Source organism: uncultured Bacillus sp. (assembly GCF_958411575.1).
GTDB classification, from domain to species: Bacteria; Bacillota; Bacilli; order Bacillales; family Bacillaceae; genus Bacillus; species Bacillus spizizenii.
On record NZ_CATYRA010000005.1, the window covers coordinates 90,924 to 110,275 of the forward strand.

At 42.7% G+C, this 19,352-nt stretch carries 22 protein-coding genes and 2 pseudogenes; 18 read left to right on the plus strand and 6 right to left on the minus strand.

Annotated elements, in window-relative coordinates; genetic code table 11:
• Nucleotides 1–51 precede the first annotated feature (51 nt).
• Nucleotides 52–942 carry a LysR family transcriptional regulator gene (locus tag Q5C82_RS09855; protein WP_003226089.1) on the minus strand — a complete coding sequence of 297 codons (891 nt, stop codon included), beginning with the start codon at nt 940–942 and terminating at the stop codon, nt 52–54.
• Between the two features lie 154 nt (nt 943–1,096).
• Between Q5C82_RS09855 and fumC the strand changes: the two genes are divergently transcribed.
• From fumC to Q5C82_RS09870, 3 genes and pseudogenes are all read left to right on the plus strand, one after another.
• Complete coding sequence (gene fumC, locus Q5C82_RS09860; protein ID WP_003226090.1) at nt 1,097–2,485, plus strand: class II fumarate hydratase; 1,389 nt, start codon at nt 1,097–1,099, stop codon at nt 2,483–2,485.
• Between the two features lie 165 nt (nt 2,486–2,650).
• Nucleotides 2,651–2,787 (plus strand): annotated as a pseudogene (locus Q5C82_RS09865) (hypothetical protein).
• Nucleotides 2,745–2,924 (plus strand): annotated as a pseudogene (locus tag Q5C82_RS09870) (recombinase); the annotation flags it as partial. The pseudogenes Q5C82_RS09865 and Q5C82_RS09870, both read left to right, overlap by 43 nt.
• Nucleotides 2,925–3,092: 168 nt before the next feature.
• Here Q5C82_RS09870 and sigK read toward each other — a convergent pair.
• Nucleotides 3,093–3,821 carry an RNA polymerase sporulation sigma factor SigK gene (gene sigK, locus Q5C82_RS09875; protein WP_013308023.1) on the minus strand — a complete coding sequence of 243 codons (729 nt, stop codon included), beginning with the start codon at nt 3,819–3,821 and terminating at the stop codon, nt 3,093–3,095.
• A 195-nt stretch (nt 3,822–4,016) separates the two neighbouring features.
• Here sigK and nucB point away from each other — a divergent pair, with 195 nt between their 5' ends.
• Nucleotides 4,017–4,427 (plus strand): sporulation-specific Dnase NucB, encoded by a 411-nt coding sequence (nucB, locus tag Q5C82_RS09880; protein ID WP_003226105.1) that lies wholly within the window; start codon nt 4,017–4,019, stop codon nt 4,425–4,427.
• 32 nt (nt 4,428–4,459) lie between these two features.
• Here nucB and Q5C82_RS09885 read toward each other — a convergent pair whose 3' ends face one another.
• On the minus strand, nt 4,460–5,185 hold the full coding sequence (locus Q5C82_RS09885) for a hypothetical protein (protein ID WP_032727305.1): 726 nt from the start codon (nt 5,183–5,185) through the stop codon (nt 4,460–4,462).
• A gap of 301 nt (nt 5,186–5,486) precedes the next feature.
• Between Q5C82_RS09885 and gnd the strand changes: the two genes are divergently transcribed.
• The gene (gene gnd, locus Q5C82_RS09890; protein WP_003226110.1) at nt 5,487–6,380 is read left to right on the plus strand and encodes a phosphogluconate dehydrogenase (NAD(+)-dependent, decarboxylating); all 894 of its coding nucleotides are present in this window, start codon (nt 5,487–5,489) and stop codon (nt 6,378–6,380) included.
• Nucleotides 6,381–6,398: 18 nt separating this feature from the next.
• Here gnd and Q5C82_RS09895 read toward each other — a convergent pair whose 3' ends face one another.
• Nucleotides 6,399–7,025: a TVP38/TMEM64 family protein gene (locus Q5C82_RS09895; RefSeq protein ID WP_003226112.1), complete on the minus strand. Its 627-nt coding sequence runs from the start codon at nt 7,023–7,025 to the stop codon at nt 6,399–6,401.
• A 194-nt stretch (nt 7,026–7,219) separates the two neighbouring features.
• Between Q5C82_RS09895 and Q5C82_RS09900 the strand changes: the two genes are divergently transcribed.
• Together Q5C82_RS09900 and Q5C82_RS09905 are read left to right on the plus strand one after the other, a co-directional pair.
• Nucleotides 7,220–7,972, plus strand: coding sequence for an N-acetylmuramoyl-L-alanine amidase (locus Q5C82_RS09900; RefSeq protein WP_003226114.1), 753 nt, complete (start codon nt 7,220–7,222; stop codon nt 7,970–7,972).
• A gap of 250 nt (nt 7,973–8,222) precedes the next feature.
• Nucleotides 8,223–8,954, plus strand: coding sequence for an SGNH/GDSL hydrolase family protein (locus tag Q5C82_RS09905; RefSeq protein WP_003226118.1), 732 nt, complete (start codon nt 8,223–8,225; stop codon nt 8,952–8,954).
• 302 nt (nt 8,955–9,256) lie between these two features.
• Here Q5C82_RS09905 and Q5C82_RS09910 read toward each other — a convergent pair whose 3' ends face one another.
• Nucleotides 9,257–9,397: a sporulation histidine kinase inhibitor Sda gene (locus Q5C82_RS09910; protein WP_003226124.1), complete on the minus strand. Its 141-nt coding sequence runs from the start codon at nt 9,395–9,397 to the stop codon at nt 9,257–9,259.
• A gap of 360 nt (nt 9,398–9,757) precedes the next feature.
• Here Q5C82_RS09910 and Q5C82_RS09915 point away from each other — a divergent pair, with 360 nt between their 5' ends.
• From Q5C82_RS09915 to Q5C82_RS09950, 8 genes are read left to right on the plus strand one after another with little or no spacing between them, the layout of a single operon-like run.
• Nucleotides 9,758–10,276 (plus strand): YqeG family HAD IIIA-type phosphatase, encoded by a 519-nt coding sequence (locus tag Q5C82_RS09915; RefSeq protein ID WP_003226126.1) that lies wholly within the window; start codon nt 9,758–9,760, stop codon nt 10,274–10,276.
• 3 nt (nt 10,277–10,279) lie between these two features.
• Nucleotides 10,280–11,380, plus strand: a complete 1,101-nt coding sequence (gene yqeH / locus Q5C82_RS09920; RefSeq protein ID WP_003226128.1) for a ribosome biogenesis GTPase YqeH — start codon at nt 10,280–10,282, stop codon at nt 11,378–11,380.
• A gap of 18 nt (nt 11,381–11,398) precedes the next feature.
• Complete coding sequence (gene aroE, locus Q5C82_RS09925; protein WP_003226130.1) at nt 11,399–12,241, plus strand: shikimate dehydrogenase; 843 nt, start codon at nt 11,399–11,401, stop codon at nt 12,239–12,241.
• On the plus strand, nt 12,235–12,525 hold the full coding sequence (gene yhbY / locus Q5C82_RS09930; protein WP_003226133.1) for a ribosome assembly RNA-binding protein YhbY: 291 nt from the start codon (nt 12,235–12,237) through the stop codon (nt 12,523–12,525). The genes aroE and yhbY overlap by 7 nt, the downstream gene beginning before the upstream one ends.
• 11 nt (nt 12,526–12,536) lie before the next feature.
• Entirely contained in the window at nt 12,537–13,106 is a 570-nt protein-coding gene (locus tag Q5C82_RS09935; protein WP_003226135.1) for a nicotinate-nucleotide adenylyltransferase, read from the plus strand.
• Nucleotides 13,096–13,656, plus strand: a complete 561-nt coding sequence (gene yqeK, locus Q5C82_RS09940; RefSeq protein WP_003226137.1) for a bis(5'-nucleosyl)-tetraphosphatase (symmetrical) YqeK — start codon at nt 13,096–13,098, stop codon at nt 13,654–13,656. The genes Q5C82_RS09935 and yqeK overlap by 11 nt, the downstream gene beginning before the upstream one ends.
• Nucleotides 13,657–13,673: 17 nt before the next feature.
• Nucleotides 13,674–14,030 carry a ribosome silencing factor gene (gene rsfS / locus Q5C82_RS09945; protein WP_003226139.1) on the plus strand — a complete coding sequence of 119 codons (357 nt, stop codon included), beginning with the start codon at nt 13,674–13,676 and terminating at the stop codon, nt 14,028–14,030.
• Nucleotides 14,027–14,770 carry a class I SAM-dependent methyltransferase gene (locus Q5C82_RS09950; RefSeq protein ID WP_003226141.1) on the plus strand — a complete coding sequence of 248 codons (744 nt, stop codon included), beginning with the start codon at nt 14,027–14,029 and terminating at the stop codon, nt 14,768–14,770. The genes rsfS and Q5C82_RS09950 overlap by 4 nt, the downstream gene beginning before the upstream one ends.
• Nucleotides 14,771–14,835: 65 nt before the next feature.
• On the opposite strand, the gene comER is transcribed toward Q5C82_RS09950, so the two are convergent.
• A complete protein-coding gene (gene comER, locus Q5C82_RS09955) occupies nt 14,836–15,657 on the minus strand; it encodes a late competence protein ComER (protein ID WP_003226143.1) in 822 nt (273 codons plus the stop codon).
• 83 nt (nt 15,658–15,740) lie between these two features.
• Between comER and Q5C82_RS09960 the strand changes: the two genes are divergently transcribed.
• The 3 genes from Q5C82_RS09960 to Q5C82_RS09970 all read left to right on the plus strand — a co-directional run bounded on the left by Q5C82_RS09960 (nt 15,741) and on the right by Q5C82_RS09970 (nt 19,328).
• A complete protein-coding gene (locus tag Q5C82_RS09960; RefSeq protein ID WP_003226145.1) occupies nt 15,741–16,358 on the plus strand; it encodes a helix-hairpin-helix domain-containing protein in 618 nt (205 codons plus the stop codon).
• 66 nt (nt 16,359–16,424) lie between these two features.
• Nucleotides 16,425–16,994 (plus strand): ComE operon protein 2, encoded by a 570-nt coding sequence (locus tag Q5C82_RS09965; RefSeq protein WP_003226147.1) that lies wholly within the window; start codon nt 16,425–16,427, stop codon nt 16,992–16,994.
• A 3-nt stretch (nt 16,995–16,997) separates the two neighbouring features.
• The gene (locus Q5C82_RS09970) at nt 16,998–19,328 is read left to right on the plus strand and encodes a DNA internalization-related competence protein ComEC/Rec2 (RefSeq protein ID WP_003226149.1); all 2,331 of its coding nucleotides are present in this window, start codon (nt 16,998–17,000) and stop codon (nt 19,326–19,328) included.
• Nucleotides 19,329–19,352 lie beyond the last annotated feature (24 nt).

Here is a 19,352-nt window from a genome sequence, read left to right on the forward strand (position 1 = left end):
AATCCATCTAGGAGCACCATGACTTGGCCTCAACAACAGTAACTTAATACACTATATCGAATCTATTTGAGGAAACTGATTGATGATATATTGCTTGAAGTTTTCAGTGACAGGTGATAGATACTTCCCTTCAATCCAGGAAACACCAACTATGCGCTCGAACCTTGGCCAACTAATGCGAACCTTTGCGATATTTGTTTGGTCTAAGCCTTTAAAATCAGGAAGAATTGAAACGCCAAGACCCGCTGCAACAAAACCTGCGATTGTAGCAGCTTCTTCGCCTTCAAATACAATGTTTGGGGTAATATTAACCTGTTCAAATATATGATCCATTGTTACTCGAAGAGCAAAACCTTCTTTCATTAAAACAAAAGGCTCATGAGCAATTTCGTTTAAGGTAATCTCCTGACGAGTAGCTAACACATGATGTTTGGGCAAAAATAAAAAGAGCTCCTCCTTCCATAAGGGTTTCCACATTATATTTGATTCGACTGGAAAAGAAGCAAGCAAGCAGAGATCTAGTTCACCTGATCTTAGTTTATCTAAAAGCTGATTAGAGTGAGACTGGTTTAGTTGGAAATGAACATTTGGGTATTGATCTTTAAATGCTCCAATTAAATTTGGAACGATAGTTGTACCCAGTGTGTGTAAAAAGCCTAAAGACACTTCACCTTGATCTGGTTGTAAAAGGGATTGAATTTCTTCCCTTCCTTCAGTAAATTCTTTAATGATGGAATCGACCCTCTTGAGGAATCTTTCCCCATATTTATTTAATGTAATGGACCGGCCTTGTCTATCAAAAAGCGGAACCCCTAAGTAATTTTCTAATCTAACAATAGACCGAGAAAGTGCTGGCTGTGTTATTGATAACGTTTCAGCAGCTTTCGTTACATGCTGTATACGAGCAAGAGTTTGAAAGTACTCTAATTGTTCCCATTCCATTAAAATATCCACCTTTTTATAAATCATTACATAAATGAATTAAAGTCATATTTATTATGCATTATACATCATAATTTATTAGTGTTATGATAAATTTATCGAAAAAATATATGAATTTTAAACTAATTGTGTATTCAGAAGGAGGATTATTTTAATGAACTATCGAATTGAAAAAGATACTTTTGGAGAAATAAAGGTGCCTGCTGATAAGTTTTGGGGAGCGCAAACACAACGTAGTAAAGAGAACTTCAAGATAGGTTCTGAAAAAATGCCTATCCGTATTGTTAAAGCTTTTGCTATATTGAAGCGCAGTACAGCTATTGCTAATAATCGTCTAGGTAATTTGGATAACGAAAAAACAGAGGTTATTACAGCAGTTTGTGATGAAATTCTTGAAGGCAACTATGATGACAATTTTCCGCTCGTTGTTTGGCAGACGGGAAGCGGTACACAAAGCAATATGAATGTTAATGAAGTGATAGCAAACCTTGCAACAGCTTTATTAAAAGAAAAAGGCTCTATACAAACCATACATCCAAATGATGATGTCAACCGCAGTCAAAGTTCGAATGACACTTTCCCAACAGCGATGCATGTTGCAGGTGTATTAGCTATCTATGAACAATTAGTTCCAGCACTTGATCTACTTCGGAACACATTAGATGAAAAAGCAAAAAAATTCAATGACATTGTAAAAATAGGTCGTACGCATCTACAAGATGCTACACCTCTTACCCTTGGACAAGAAATTAGCGGTTGGGTATATATGATTGATCGTTCGAAAGAAATGCTATTGGAAGCAACTGATAAGATGCGTGAACTTGCTATCGGGGGTACGGCTGTAGGGACAGGCATTAATGCACATCCACATTTTGGAGAAGTTGTCTCAGAGGAGATCTCAAAGTTTACAGGCCAATATTTTAAAAGTTCACCTAATAAGTTTCATGCCTTAACTAGTCATGATGAAATAACGTATGTACATGGTGCTATGAAAGCATTAGCCGCTGACTTAATGAAAATCGCGAACGATGTAAGGTGGCTTTCAAGCGGTCCTCGCTGTGGTATCGGGGAAATTTCAATCCCGGAAAATGAGCCTGGTAGCTCCATTATGCCCGGTAAAGTCAACCCTACTCAATGTGAAGCCCTTACCATGATTGCGGCTCAAATTATGGGGAATGATGCAACAATTGGTTTTGCTTCAAGTCAGGGCAACTTTGAACTAAATGTATTTAAGCCAGTTATTATCTATAACTTCCTTCAATCCGTGCAGTTACTGAGTGATGGAATAAAATCTTTCCATGATCATTGTGCGGTTGGTATTGAACCTAATGAGAAAACCATTAAAGAAAATCTTTCCGGATCTTTGATGCTTGTTACAGCATTGAATCCTTATATCGGATATGAAAATGCTGCAAAAATTGCTAAGTTTGCTCATAAAGAAGGCTTGACGTTAAAAGAGGCTGCTGTGCAACTTAAATTGCTAACGGAAGAACAATTTGATGAGATGGTTAAACCGGAAAATATGGTGAAACCAAACATTTAAATTTTTAAGATGAAAACTAGTTACTGATCAGTAACTAGTTCTTCCTTTTTTCACACTCATTGAAAATCACTTCATTAGGACAAAAAGTTATTACATAGCATTACCCAAGGGGTGATGCATTTTATGAAGGTGATAATCATCGAGTGACCGCAAGCTGACAAATGCATTAACGATTGCTATCATTATTTAATAAAACTTTATAGGAAGGAGATTCAGGGTGATAGCAATATATGTAAGGGTATCAACCGAGGAACAAGCGATCAAGGGATCGAGCATCGACAGTCAGATCGAGGCATGCATAATGAACGCAGGGACTAAGGGTGTGCTGAAGTATGCTGATGAAGGGTTTTCTGGTGAGTTGCTTGAACGTCTAGATTATAACCGCTTAAGGGAGGATGCAAGCAAAGGGCTTATAAGTCAGGCCATCTGCTACGATCCACCGTCTTTCTCGGAAGTAGATCGTTGAGCCAGTGGTGATGCCGCATTATGCCAGCAAGTTGAAATAAGATTCTCATCACTGCTATGTCTCTTTCTCATCTATTCTGCCTATATAGAAATGTATATATAATAGAGAAAAGCCGGAATGTCAGATCCGGCCTCTTCCACATCATTTCCCCTTCGCTTTCTTCCGCTTTTCCTTTTCCGCCCGGTAGAACTCATGGAACATCTTCATCAGCGCCCGTTTCTCAATCCGAGATACATAGCTGCGCGAGATACCGAGTTCTTTGGCAATCTCTCGCTGCGTTTTTTCCTTCTTCAAATCAAGCCCAAACCGCCCGACAATCACTTCCTTCTCACGGTCATCTAAAATATCAATGTATTGCTTCACTTTTTCAAGCTCCATATTGAGCTGGATTGTATCAATCACATCTTCATTTTCTGATTTTAGTACATCAATCAGGCTTATTTCATTCCCTTCTTTATCCTGCCCGATCGGATCATGAAGGGAGACGTCTTTTTTTGTCTTTTTCAGTGCGCGCAAATGCATGAGAATTTCATTTTCAATACACCGCGCGGCATACGTCGCCAGCTTTGTCCCTTTTCCGGCGGAATAGCTTTCAATTCCTTTGATCAGCCCGATTGTTCCGATGGAGATTAAGTCCTCTGCATCCTCACCTGTATTTTCGAACTTTTTCACAATATGGGCGACCAAGCGAAGATTATGCTCAATTAGCATGTTTCTGGCATGTTCATCCCCTTTAGCCATGAGCTCTAAGTATTTTTTTTCCTCGCTGCTTGAGAGCGGTTGTGGAAAGGCATTGTTTTTCACGTAAGATACTAAAAAGACAAGCTCTTTAACAACAAAGCCGAGCGCTGCGAAAACACCTGTCACCATCGTCACCTCCACAAAAGTATGTAGGCAAAAGCCTATATGTAAATGTATGTGAGCGGGAGGCTGTCTGTGTCTGTACCGGGAAATTTCTCGTAGGAGAGCCTGGCTTTTGTAAGCAGCATACGAATTTCAAATTTTAAAAATAATCTTTATCAAATGCCCATACATTGAAATGAACAAATGTATGGGGGGATGAGAATGAAAAAATGGATGGCAGGCCTGTTTCTTGCTGCAGCAGTTCTTCTTTGTTTAATGGTTCCGCAACAGATCCAAGGCGCTTCTTTGTATGACAAAGTGTTGTATTTTCCGCTGTCTCGTTATCCGGAAACGGGGGATCATATTAAAGATGCGATTGCAGAGGGACATTCTGATATTTGCACTATCGACAGGGATGGAGCGGACAAAAGGCGGCAGGAATCATTAAAAGGAATTCCGACGAAGCCAGGCTATGACCGGGATGAGTGGCCGATGGCGGTTTGTGAGGAAGGCGGCGCAGGAGCTGATGTCCGATATGTCACGCCTTCTGATAATCGCGGGGCCGGCTCGTGGGTAGGGAATCAAATGAGCGGTTATCCTGACGGCACCAGAGTGCTCTTTATTGTGCAGTAATTAAGAAGAGGCTCTTTTTGGGGCCTCTGTTGTTATGTTCCTTCGCGATGCTGAATGTTCGGAGGGTAGGTTTGTGCTTTTCGCCAATACTGGCGTGTTCCTTCGTCTCGAACAACGATACCCAGCTGTGCCAGTTCGAGACGGAATTCTTCAACCTCGTCTGTTTCCTCGTCTTTCAGTGCATTGTGACGAGCTTTCAATAAAGCATGGGCGCCTGGCGAGAGGTCTGGTTGGTCTGGTGCATCCGGTATCCACCGGCGAAATTGCCCTTTAAACGGATCACCATCTGTTGACCATTCGTAATGATGATGTCTAAAGGCCTTCTCGACGTTTACTGGTTTTTCATCAATTTCTTCCCGAGCTATTTCATATCCGGCTGTTCCTAAGGGGACAAGCCGTTTGTGATCGATAAACACAAGAGCGATGTCGTCGGAACGAATCGTCTGCACTTTCTTTCCTTTGGTTAATTCCACTGTGTCATCTGTTATCTGTACAGACAGCAGCATTGCAATAACAGAATGAGCGAAACAAATCCCCGGAGACATTCCGAGCAGGGCTGTGATAAATGCAGCTGCCTGAAAAGAGGTGACCAGCCGGAGCGGTCCTTCAAAAGGAATCCACGGGAGGGATAATGCCCATTTCACAAACTGCGGAATAAAATACCCGATTGTAAGTCCGATGATTGCAAGTACGGCGTATAAAAAGTATGCAGCGGTTTTCGTAACTCCAATGAGAGTGTGAGATTGATCGTGCAACATGTCACCTTCTTTTATTGAAAAAATCGAATTCTTTTCCCATATTTTAACTTAAAGTGGGGGTAAATCAAGGAAAAACTGATGGAGTCGGTAATGGGGGAACAAAAACATAGGAAATGCACATGATATTGCAGTCGTGCAAGTAAAACCGATAAAGCGCTTTGGAAAAAATAAATCTGATGCTGAACAACATGCAAATTAAAATGGAGGAATCCAGTAAGCCTTATTTGTTTTTGCGTATCACAAAACATTTCAAAGGGAACATAAAGAGTAAAGGCTTTTTAGACAACCAGGAGGAACAGACATGAAAATCGGATTAATCGGCTTAGGGAAAATGGGCATAAACATAGGAAAGCAATTCATTGACCGCAATCATCAAGCGGTCGGGTATGATGTAAATCAAGCGGCTGTTGATGAACTGAAAGCATATGGGGCTGAGGGGACAACAAATCTAGAAGAGTTGATTTCTTCATTAGACACGCCGCGTATACTATGGGTTATGGTGCCGCATGGCGTTGTCGATGCTGTCTTGCGCGATGTGACACCTTTATTAAGCAAAGGCGATATTGTCATTGAAGCTGGAAACTCTCATTATAAAGAATCGATTCGCCGCTATAATCAAATGAAAGAAGCGGGTATTCATTATCTCGATGCCGGCACGTCGGGCGGAATGGAAGGTGCGCGCCATGGAGCCTGTTTTATGGTGGGAGGTGACCCCGAGGCATGGGAGATTGTAGAGCCGCTGTTTCGGGATACTGCTGTCGAAAACGGATATCTATACGCAGGTGAAGCGGGAAGCGGACATTTCTTGAAGATGATTCATAATGGCATTGAGTACGGAATAATGGCGGCGATCGGTGAAGGGTTCGAAGTACTTGAAAACAGCCAATTTGATTTTGACTACGAAAAGGTTGCGAGAGTGTGGAATCATGGCTCTGTCATTCGCTCTTGGCTCATGGGGCTGACTGAGCGAGCGTTCTCTAAAGATGCGAAGCTGGATCAGATCAAAGGCATTATGCATTCCTCAGGTGAAGGGAAATGGACGGTGGAAACCGCGCTTGAACTGCAGACGGCAACTCCGGTGATCGCTATGTCGCTGCTGATGAGATACCGTTCATTAACAAATGATACGTTTACAGGAAAGGTTGTCGCTGCGCTTCGAAATGAATTCGGAGGCCATGCGACAGAGAAAAAGTAAGGGGGCGAACAGGCCTCCTTACTTTTTTTGCACTTTCAGCAGATGAGGGAACTTTTTATAAATGATCAGCATCATGATCAGAATATAGGCTCCGTAAATACTGAAAGACAGTAATTTATTGCTGGTAAAATTAGCGCCTGCAATAGTGACAACGATAATATTCGGGATTTTCCCTATGAAAGACGCGAAGAAAAAAACATGCCAGCGAACCTGACTCAGCCCGCATATCACGTTCATGACAAGAGAAGGAATGACCGGGATGAGTCTTCCTAGTAAAACAGCGGCAAAAGCATTTTTGTGGAAGGAAGCCTCGTAGCTTTGGATGGCAGGATAGGCCTGAACTTTTTTGCTGGCCCAATCTCTAAAGCTGTACCTGGCGAGAAAAAACAGCATCATTGTACCAAGCATTGAGCCGGTTAATGTAATCCAAATCCCATTGGCTATTCCGAACACAGCGCCATTTAAAGCGGCAACCAAAGCAAACGGCACAATTGGGAAAAAGACATCGGCAGCAATCAGCAGCATACTGAATAAAACAGAAAACAGCCCTCCTGCTTTGATCGCATCAAGCCAAGCTTCTTTCTGAAAAAAACCGACTGCAATGATCGTAATCATCACGATGATACCTAGTATCTTTTTTAACATGTCTATGGTCACTCCCAACGAAGGTGATGTCAGGAGCCAAAACCTCCGTCATCTAGGATTAGTATAACTGGTGTCATTTCAGCGGTTCAACTGACAACCGTGTTGGGGTGGGAACACAATTCTTTTTTATCTTGTAAAATAGGCTGTCCAACTTTCTGTTTTCTGCATTCCTTAATAGTAGGGAGGGAATAGAAATGGTCACGATAAAAAAGGATTATATACCGGCATCGAACGATAATCGTCCTGGCTACGCGATGACTCCTGCTTACATTACGGTGCATAATACAGCGAATACCGCAAAAGGCGCGAATGCGAAAATGCATGCCAATTATGTGAAAAATCCCAGTACATCTGTCAGCTGGCATTTTACAGTTGATGATTCAGTCATCTATCAGCATCTCCCGATAGATGAAAACGGCTGGCATGCGGGTGATGGCACAAATGGGACAGGGAACCGCAAATCAATTGGGATTGAAATCTGCGAAAATGCAGACGGCGATTTTGAAAAGGCAACAGCAAATGCCCAGTGGCTGATCCGAAAACTAATGAAGGATAACAATATTCCGCTGAAACATGTCGTTCCCCATAAAAAATGGTCCGGGAAAGAATGTCCGCGAAAACTCTTGGATCAGTGGAGTTCGTTTATAAACGAAATTTCTTCCTCTAATACACCTCCAAAAGAGTCATCTCCAACATATCCGCTGCCGTCAGGGGTTATCAAACTCACTTCGCCTTATCGAAAGGGCACGAACGTCCTGCAACTGCAAAAGGCTCTAGCGGCGCTTCATTTTTATCCTGATAAGGGCGCCAAAAATAATGGAATAGACGGGGTTTATGGACCGAAAACAGCGAATGCCGTCAAGCGTTTTCAGCTCCTGAACGGATTAGCTGCAGACGGTATATATGGACCAAAAACGAAGGCCAAGCTTAAATCGAAGTTAAAATGAATGTGGGACTTAAGGGATAGCCTGTTTCCAGTGTGGATTCAGGTTATTTTCTATCCTATTAATTGCGTGTTTTTTCGATTGAAAAGAAGGGAATTTGAAAAGAATCACCTGATATGCCGCATTGAAAGAATGATTTTCATTGAGGGGGACACGTTAACAATAGGAAAAAACAGTGATAACGAAAAAACTCTTCGTTGAATGAAGGGAAACAGAGGTATAACATTAAGGTGAGGCTTTTGGGGGTGTAAAGATGAAGCATTTTTTCATCCTTTTCCTTCTGCTGTTTGTTACAGCAGGGTGCGAAGGAAGGGGATATGAAGACGTTGTAGCATTTGGTGACAGCAATACGCGAGGCTCTAATTGGGATTATCGCGATTATCCAAAAGCACAACAGTGGGTCAATATATTAAAAACAGCTGAACGCGGAAAGCTTGATATACTCAATGCGGGGATCGGCGGACAGACGACAGAGGATGCCCGTCTGCGGTTTCAGACAGATGTTTTGGATCAAAAACCGAAGCATTTGTTTATTATGTTCGGCACGAATGATGCCGCGATACTGACTGAAGGGAAACCGAGAGTGTCGAAGCAGCGTTTTAGAGAAAATCTGGTTTACTTTATTAAAGAAAGCAGAAAACACGGGATCAAGCCAATCCTAATGACATGTATCCCAATTATTGAAGGAAACGGGAAGCATCATCTGTTTTACTATTCGAGATATAAAGCAGCTGCTTTTGAACCGAAAGGCGGGGCGAGGAAATGGCACAACTCATACAACGATATTACAAGAGATGTGTCGAAGCGCCTAGATGTCCCTCTTGTAGACAACTGGAAGCATTTTATAGAAGCAGACGGCGGAAAAGCAACTGATGAAGCGCTTATCCAATCCGGTCTGATAGATCCTTCAGGCAATCATATGACACCTAAAGGGGCAAGGATTGTATATGAAGGAATACAAGATGGGCAGGTTTTGAAGTACTGAGCCGGACAACGGCCTAAGCCGTTTTATTTCTCCTACATAGGCTGTTATAAACCTTATTTAAGGAGGCGCTTCACATGTATGGCGCAGGCAGAGCATATGGATACGCTTTTATCGTTGTTTTAGTTGTTGTTCTCCTGGTTGTAGGCGGCATATATTGGTTAGTATAGTTACCGTCCCGTGAAAACACCTCTTTTGGGGTGTTTTTTGCTGAAAACAGTAGTAAAGCCCGTAACCGAAGTGATATAATATCAGTCATCTGAGTAAAAAAAGGAAATACGCCCGGAAAAAATAGACAAATTCTGTTAAGAAGATACGGAAATAATATGTCCGAGCGATCTTCTTTTTATTTCGTTTTCAATTAATTCGATAAAGTCACGGTTTAAATTCATTTCGGTGGCTTTGAAATAAGATTCTATTAGTAATTCATCAGACAGTTTTCTCATGCTAGGAACCCAATTAATGGGAGAGACACCTCCTTAAAAGTTGGAATCATTCATGATTTTAACGCATACATTGATAAGTTGCGTTCATCTGTGGCTGAAGTTATCTTTAATCTACCATGAATTGCATATAAGAACAATCATTCTGTTATCCACACCAGAAAGTGGATAACTTGTGAGTATCGTGTTTATAATTTGTCTAAAGAGTGATGTAATAAGAGTGGATAGTGTGTGTAATTTTATCCACACCTGGTGAAGAAACCCAATTTTTGTCGAAATTTTTTTGCTCAGTTTTTCTTTAGGCGCAAGTTCGATTTTTTTCGACAATCATGTTGAGAGAAAGAAAAGGGAAGGGTGCGGGTTTTGTTAAAAAAGTTTTTTTTACCTGACGAGTTTGTAAAAAATATTTTTCATATTACACCTGAGAAATTAAAGGAACGAAATGTAAAAGGAATTATTACCGACCTGGATAATACGCTTGTTGAGTGGGACAGACCGAACGCGACGCCGCGTTTGATCGAGTGGTTTGAAGAAATGAAGGAGCACGGCATTAAAGTGACGATTGTCTCCAATAATAATGAAAGAAGAGTAAAACTTTTCTCAGAACCGCTTGGAATCCCATTCATCTATAAGGCAAGAAAACCGATGGGCAAAGCCTTTAACAGAGCGGTGCGCAATATGGAGCTGAAAAAAGAGGACTGCGTTGTCATCGGAGACCAGCTGCTGACCGATGTACTTGGAGGAAACCGAAACGGCTACCATACAATTTTGGTCGTGCCTGTGGCTTCTTCTGACGGATTCATTACGCGCTTTAACCGCCAGGTCGAACGCAGAATACTGAGTGCTCTCAAACGAAAAGGGCACATTCAGTGGGAGGAGTAAGAAATGGAAAAGGTTGTTTGTATCGGCTGCGGAGTTACAATCCAAACCGAGGACAAAACAGGTCTGGGATATGCGCCGCCTGCATCGCTTACGAAAGAAAATGTGATTTGCCAGCGTTGCTTCAGACTGAAAAACTATAATGAAATACAAGATGTTTCCTTAACAGATGATGATTTCTTAAACATTCTTCACGGTATTGGGGAAACGGATTCTCTCGTTGTTAAAATTGTTGATATTTTTGATTTTAACGGCAGCTGGATCAATGGGCTGCAACGCTTAGTGGGAGGAAACCCTATCTTATTGGTTGGCAATAAAGCGGATATTTTGCCTAAGTCTTTGAAAAGAGAGCGTCTGATCCAGTGGATGAAGCGTGAAGCGAAGGAGCTTGGCTTAAAACCGGTTGACGTGTTTTTGGTCAGTGCGGGACGCGGCCAGGGGATCAGAGAAGTAATTGATGCGATTGAGCATTACCGCAACGGCAAAGACGTCTATGTTGTCGGATGCACCAATGTAGGGAAGTCAACCTTTATTAACAGGGTTATTAAAGAAGTGTCAGGTGAGGAAGATATTATTACGACATCCCAATTTCCTGGCACAACCCTTGATGCGATTGAAATTCCGCTGGACGACGGCTCAGCGCTTTATGATACACCGGGAATTATCAACCACCATCAAATGGCGCATTATGTCAATAAAAAGGACCTGAAGATACTATCTCCTAAAAAGGAGCTGAAACCTCGCACATTCCAGCTTAACGATCAGCAAACACTGTATTTCGGCGGACTTGCAAGGTTTGATTATATATCAGGAGAAAGGTCTCCTTTTATTTGCTATATGCCGAATGAGCTGATGATTCATAGAACAAAACTGGAAAATGCAGATGCGCTTTATGAAAAGCATGCAGGGGAATTGCTCACACCTCCGGGAAAAGATGAAATGGATGAGTTTCCGGAATTAGTCGCCCATACGTTTACGATAAAAGACACAAAGACAGATATCGTTTTCTCAGGGTTAGGCTGGGTTACAGTGCATGACGCCGATAAAAAAGTAACTGCTTACGCGCCAAAAGGCGTTCACGTATTTGTTCGGCGCTCATTAATTTAATGAAAAGGGGAGAGGAGTATGAAAAAGCTGTACGGGGTTATCGGAAATCCGATTGGCCATTCCATGTCACCTGATATTCATAACGCATCATTGAAAGATCTCAGTCTAGACGGACATTACCATGCCTTCAAAGTAGAAGAGGATGATCTGGAAGATGCGGTAAAAGGAATAAGAGCACTCGGCGTACATGGAATCAATGTCACTGTTCCGCATAAGGTTTCCATTATGGATTATCTAGATCATATTGATGATAGTGCAAAAGTGATTGGTGCCGTAAACACGGTCAGAAGAGAGGGAGACAAGCTTGTCGGATACAATACCGACGGGGAAGGCTTTGTGAAGTCATTAATGAAGGTATTGGACAAGCCCATCTCTGAACTGTCATTCTTAATGATCGGCGCGGGCGGAGCGGCAAGAGCCATCTTTACAACAATTGCCCGCAATGTCCCGAAAAAGTTTGACATTTGCAACCGGACGTTGGAAAAAGCAAAGCAGCTTACAGAATCCACTCCCTCGTTTCACAATAAAGAAGTGTTAAGCATAAAAGAAGCAGAAGAACGGCTTAAGCAGTATGATGTAATTATCCATACAACGTCTGTGGGCATGTATCCGAACGTGGACGAGGTGCCGATTTCATTACAGCGTGCCGCAAGCAGTGCCGTCGTATGTGATATCGTGTATAATCCAATTCAGACGGCCCTTTTAAAAGAAGCAAACCAAAAAGGCCTGAAAACACTCGATGGAGTGGGCATGTTTGTTGAACAGGCAGCATTGTCTTTCCAGCTATGGACTGGACAAGAGCCTGATATTGAAAAAATGAGATCAATTGTCATAGGAAAATTAGGAGGAACAGAATGTTAACAGGTAAACAAAAACGTTTTTTGCGTTCGAAAGCGCATCATTTAACGCCGATTTTTCAAGTAGGTAAAGGCGGAGTAAACGACAACATGATTAAGCAAATTGCTGAGGCGCTTGAAGCGAGAGAGCTGATTAAAGTCAGTGTTCTTCAGAATTGCGAAGAGGATAAAAACGATGTAGCGGAAGCTCTAGTAAAAGGAAGCCGCTCTCAATTGGTGCAGACAATCGGCAATACGATTGTGTTATATAAGGAATCAAAGGAAAATAAACAAATCGAGCTTCCTTAAAGGTGGTTGAAATGAAGAAAATCGGAATTTTCGGAGGCACGTTTGATCCTCCGCATAACGGTCACCTCTTAATGGCCAATGAGGTGCTGTATCAAGCAGGGCTTGATGAAATTTGGTTTATGCCCAATCAAATTCCGCCGCATAAACAGGACGAAGACTATACGGACAGCTTTCATCGCGTGGAAATGCTGAAGCTTGCGATTCAGTCTAATCCGTCCTTTAAGCTAGAGCTGGCTGAAATGGAAAGAGAAGGGCCTTCATATACCTTTGATACCGTTTCTTTACTGAAGCAGCGTTATCCGAATGATCAGCTGTTCTTTATTATCGGTGCTGATATGATTGAATATTTGCCGAAATGGTATAAGCTGGACGAGCTGCTGAACCTCATTCAATTTATTGGAGTAAAGCGCCCCGGTTTTCATATTGAAACCCCTTATCCGCTTCTCTTTGCAGACGTTCCGGAATTTGAGGTATCATCAACTATGATAAGGGAACGGTTTAAAAGCAAGAAGCCCACTGACTACTTAATCCCTGATAAAGTGAAGAAGTATGTAGAGGAGAATGGTTTATATGAATCGTGAGGAGGCACTTGCATGCGTTAAGCAGCAATTGACCGAACACCGATATATCCACACGATTGGCGTGATGAACACGGCGATCGAACTTGCGGAGCGTTTTGGAGCTGATCCTAAAAAAGCGGAAACAGCGGCTATTTTTCATGATTACGCCAAATTCCGGCCGAAAGAAGAAATGAAACAAATTATTGCGCGTGAAAAAATGCCTTCGCATTTATTGGATCATAATCCGGAGCTGTGGCACGCCCCGGTCGGCGCTTATTTGGTCCAAAGAGAAGCGGGGGTTCAAGATGAAGACATTCTTGACGCCATCAGGTATCATACCTCTGGGCGGCCTGGCATGACACTTTTAGAAAAAGTCATTTACGTTGCCGATTACATTGAGCCCAATCGGGTATTTCCCGGGGTCGATGAGGTGCGTAAGCTTGCTGAGACAGATTTGAATCAAGCGCTGATTCAATCCATCAAAAATACAATGATATTTCTTATGAAAAAAAATCAACCGGTTTTTCCAGACACTTTTTTAACGTATAACTGGCTTGTGTCTGGCAACTGAACAGGAGGAATTTGTGAATGAACCAAAAGTCCATTTTAAAGATCGCAGCTGCAGCTTGCGATGATAAACGGGCAGAGGATATTTTAGCACTGGATATGGAAGGCATTTCTCTGGTTGCTGATTATTTTCTGATCTGCCACGGGAATTCAGATAAACAGGTGCAGGCGATCGCCCGTGAAATCAAGGATCAGGCTGAAGAAAACGACATTCAAGTCAAAAAGATGGAAGGCTTCGATGAAGCAAGATGGGTGCTCGTTGACCTTGGCGATGTGATTGTCCATGTCTTCCACAAGGACGAAAGAAGCTACTACAACCTTGAAAAGCTATGGGGAGACGCTCCGCTCGCAGATCTTGAGCTTGGAATGAATCAATGATTTACCAAGGCTTTGCAAGCGTGTATGACGAGTTAATGTCACACGCACCTTACGATCAATGGACAAAGTGGATTGAAACATCTCTCCCGGAAAAAGGCCGTATCCTCGATTTGGCATGCGGCACGGGAGAAATCTCAATCCGGCTTGCCGAAAAAGGCTTCGAGGTCACGGGGATTGATCTCAGTGAAGAAATGCTTTCCTACGCCCAGCAAAAGGTCTCTAGTAACCAGCCTATTCTTTTTCTTCAGCAGGATATGAGAGAGATTACCGGCTTTGACGGCCAGTTTGACGCTGTTGCGATATGCTGTGACTCATTAAATTATTTAAAAACGAAAAATGATGTAATCGAAACCTTTAAAAGTGTATTTCGGGTGTTGAAGCCCGAGGGCATTTTGCTGTTTGATGTTCATTCATCTTATAAAATTGCCGAAGTCTTTCCGGATAGCACATTTGCTGACCAGGACGAAGATATCAGTTATATTTGGCAGAGCTTTGCCGGAAGTGAAGAGCTTTCTGTCATTCATGATATGTCGTTTTTTGTGTGGAACGGAGAAGCGTATGACCGCTTTGATGAGACGCACGAGCAAAGAACGTTCCCAGTGAATGAATACGAAGAAATGCTGAAGAGCTGCGGCTTTCAGCTTCATCGCGTGACAGCTGATTTTACGGATTCAGAGCCATCAGCACAATCAGAACGCCTATTTTTCAAGGTGCAGAAATCAAAAACCATCGTTTCCTAAGACGATGGTTTTTTAAAATGCTTTTTTTTGCTTTTGCAGTACAGACAAACGTATGACATACTCGTCTACACATGAAATTGCTTCTTCACTGCGGATATATCCTCTTCGTACTTCAAATGAGTATTTTGAAATACCCGGTGAAACATATCCTGTACACCGCTTTCCAGCGCTTTAATGCCTTCTCCTGTCACCCCGCCTTTAACGCAAACCTTTTCCTGTAATGCAGGCAGGGTATACAATTCAGTTTCTAACAGTTTCCCCATTCCGACAAGCATTTCCTTACACATCAGAATGGCGTCCTGTTTGGACACTGACGTTTCCGAAACAGCTGCATCTATAAATCGCTGAATCAGATAGCTCATAAAAGCGGGACCGCAGCTTACAATATCTGATGCCACCCTCGTGATGTCACTTTCAATTTGCAGCGGATGAGAGATATGCTTCATCAGCTCATTGATTTTCGCTTTTGTAGATTCTCCGCAGCTTGTGCCGAAAGTGACGAGAGAAACGCCTGCCAGTGCCCTGTTCGTAATACTTGGGATCACTCGCGCCACTTGACACGGCACATACTGTTCGAGCTGTTCGGTTTGAACTGGGCTTGTAATTGAAATGAGAATATGATCCTTTCTTAAATAAGGTAACGCCCTTGCAAGTAAAGGGTATATATCAAGCGGCTTAACACAAATAAAAATCATCTCGTTCTCAGAAACAAGCTTTTCCAGATTTTCTGTTACGTTTATGCTGTTGTAGCGGTTTTTTATGTGCAACGCTTTTTCAATTGTGCGGTTTGTGATTGTCATGTTTGAGGGATCGGCTGCTCTTGATTCAATAAATGATTCTATTAGGATCGTACCCATATTTCCTGTGCCGATAAAGCCTATCTTCAATGGTTTCCCCTCCTTTTAGCTATTATCCTCTAAACCATATGTGTTATCAAAATAAAATATGACGAAAGCGGGGAACATGCACGATGAATTGGTTGAATCATCATAAGAAAGCAATTATTTTAGGGGCCTCTGCGGCTGTTTTCATAGCGATCATTTTCTTCCTGGCCAGCGGGAAAAACAAAGAGTCGATGAAGCAGACTGTATCAACTGAGACAGAAAATACGGAGGTAAAGCAGGAAGCAGTCAAAGATGAGTCAAACGAAACGATTGTGATTGACATCAAAGGTGCTGTTAAGCACCCTGGTGTTTATGAAATGCGAACAGGGGACAGATTATCCCAGGCAATTGAGAAAGCCGGCGGGACCAGTGAACAAGCAGACGAAATGCAAGTGAATTTGGCGGGGCTGCTGCAGGACGGGACAGTGGTGTACATCCCGAAGAGGGGTGAGGAGACAGCGGTGCAGCAAGGAGTCGGAGGCGCCATCCAAAGCGATGGAGGAAAGGGGGCGCTGGTAAATATCAATACAGCAACCTTAGAGGAATTACAAGGCATCTCAGGGGTGGGGCCATCCAAAGCTGAAGCTATTATTGCATACCGGGAAGAAAATGGGCGTTTCCAGACAATTGAAGATATTACGAAGGTTTCAGGGATCGGTGAAAAGTCGTTTGAGAAAATAAAGTCTTCCATTACAGTAAAGTGATTTGACGGTCATGCATATTGATAGGTAAACTAAAGGTCAGGCAACACAACATTTGGAGGGAACAACGTGGAAAGAATTTCATGGAATCAATACTTTATGGCTCAAAGCCATTTACTGGCGCTGCGCAGCACCTGCCCGAGATTGTCTGTCGGCGCTACTATAGTCAGAGACAAACGCATGATTGCAGGAGGCTATAACGGGTCAATCGCGGGCGGCGTGCATTGTGCAGACGAAGGATGCCTGATGATAGATGATCATTGCGCAAGAACGATTCACGCGGAAATGAATGCAATTCTTCAATGCTCTAAGTTCGGGGTGCCGACTGATGGAGCGGAGATTTATGTGACGCATTATCCATGCATTCAATGCTGTAAATCTATCATTCAAGCTGGTATCAAAACGGTTTATTATGCTGAGGATTACAAAACAAATCCGTATGCACAGGAATTATTTGAACAGGCGGGTGTAACTGTTGAACAGGTTGAACTCGATGAAATGATCGTTGATCTGAAAAACAGAGAAAAGCTTTCATTTGTAGCGGGTCTTTTAGAGAAACTAGCGGATGCCGGTCTAGCAGAGGAAGATTTGAAAAAGATACATGAACAGGCTAATATACTTTTCACGAGCTACGTGTGATTAATGCGTAATTCGCGTTTGTTATTGCCTTTGGCGGCAGCTTCGGCAACTGCTGGAATTACTGCCGCCGCTTATTTCTCCGCTGTTTTTCTCTTCTTCCTCTTTCTCCTCATCGTTTTAATCAAAACGAGACACGCTTTTCTCATTTTTGTTTGTTTCTTCTCTTTTATATTGTTTTTTTCACTGTATGCAGTCACAGACTCCCAGAATGTCTCTTTATATCAGCGGGGCACCTATCAATTCAAGGCAGTGATTGACAGTATTCCTAAAATTGATGGTGACCGTATGTCTATGGTAGTTAAGACGCCTGATAGTGAAAAATGGGCCGCATCGTATCGCATTCAGTCTGCTGATGAAAAAGATCGGCTTTCATACATAGAACCAGGAATGGCATGTGAATTAACTGGTTCATTGGAAGAACCGAAACATTCAACTGTGCCGGGTACATTTGATTATAACGAATATCTTTACCAACAGCATATTCACTGGAACTACTCTGTCACATCAATCCAAAATTGCAGCGAACCTGCAAATTTTATGTATAAGCTGCTCAGTTTGAGAAAATACATTATATCATTCACAAACGACCTGCTGCCTCCTAATTCGGCAGGAATCGTACAAGCACTTACAGTCGGTGACAGATTTAATGTGGAAGACGAAGTGCTTAACGCGTATCAAAAGATTGGTGTCGTCCATCTCTTGGCGATTTCAGGACTCCACATTGGCATTTTGACAGCCGGCTTGTTTTATATCATGATCCGTATTGGTATAACAAGAGAAAAGGCGTCAATCATGTTGCTGTTATTTCTGCCGCTCTATGTGGTGTTGACGGGCGCTGCTCCTTCAGTGCTTCGCGCCGCTCTGATGTCGGGAATTTACTTAGCAGGAAGTCTCGTGAAATGGCGTGTACATTCAGCCGGTGCTGTCTGCCTTTCATATATTGTCCTCTTGCTCTTCAATCCTTACTATCTCTTCGAAGCCGGTTTTCAGCTGTCGTTCGCCGTCAGTTTTTCTTTAATACTTTCCTCTTCTATTTTTAAGCGTGTCAAAACCTTCTTAGGTCAGCTGGCAATGGTATCGATGATCGCTCAGCTGGGCTCACTTCCTATTCTCCTGTATCATTTCCAGCAGTTTTCTATAATTAGCATACCGATGAACATGGTGCTGGTTCCTTTTTATACATTCTGCGTTTTGCCGGGAGCTATAGCAGGTGTTTTTCTATTAAGCCTTTCCGTTTCTGCCGGTCGATTGTTTTTCGGCTGGTTTGATTTCTTGATGAGCTGGGCCAACAAGCTCATCACAAAAATTGCAGAGATTGATGTATTCACGATCATCATTGCACGCCCCGCACCTGCTCTGCTCTTTTTGTTCATAGCCACGATAATCCTATTGCTTATGGCGATTGAAAAACGCTCCTTTTCGCAGCTGATGGTAACTGGCGGCATGTGTTGCGCTGTGCTCAGTCTTCTCTTTATTTATCCTCGTCTTAGTTCTGAAGGAGAGGTCGATATGATTGATATTGGGCAGGGTGACAGCATGTATGTAGGTGCTCCGCATCAGCGAGGCCATGTCTTAATTGATACTGGCGGCACTTTGCCTTACTTGTCAGAGCCTTGGCGGGAAAAACAGCACCCGTTTTCACTGGGAGAAAAGGTGCTGATTCCGTTTTTAACTGCTAAGGGAATTAAACAGCTTGATGCTTTAATTCTGACGCACGCTGACCAAGATCATATTGGAGAGGCGGAGACTCTGCTGAAGCATCATAAAGTGAAGCGCCTAGTGATTCCGAAAGGGTTCGTTTCTGAACCTAAAGACGAAAAAGTGCTGCAGGCTGCCAGAGAGGAGGGAGTGCCAATTGAAGAGGTGAAGCGAGGCGATGTATTGCAAATAAAGGACTTGCAGTTCCATGTACTGTCACCGGAAACACCTGACCCGGCAAGCAAAAATAATTCTTCTCTCGTTCTGTGGATGAAAACGGGCGGTATGAGCTGGGTATTGACGGGGGATCTGGAGAAAGAAGGAGAACAGGAGGTAATGAACGTGTTTCCAAATATAAAAGCGGATGTATTAAAGGTGGGGCACCATGGAAGCAAAGGCTCTACCGGTGAAGAATTCATCAAACAGCTTCAGCCGAAAACAGCCATTATCTCGGCGGGGATAAACAATCGGTACCATCATCCCCATCAAGAAGTTCTGCAATTATTACAAAGACATTCCATCCGCGTGCTCCGCACCGATCAAAACGGAACAATCCAATATAGATATAAAAACAGAGTTGGAACCTTTTCTGTCTATTCTCCATATGATACATCAGATATAGCAGAGACGAACTAAAAAAAGACTGCTGAGAAATCAGCA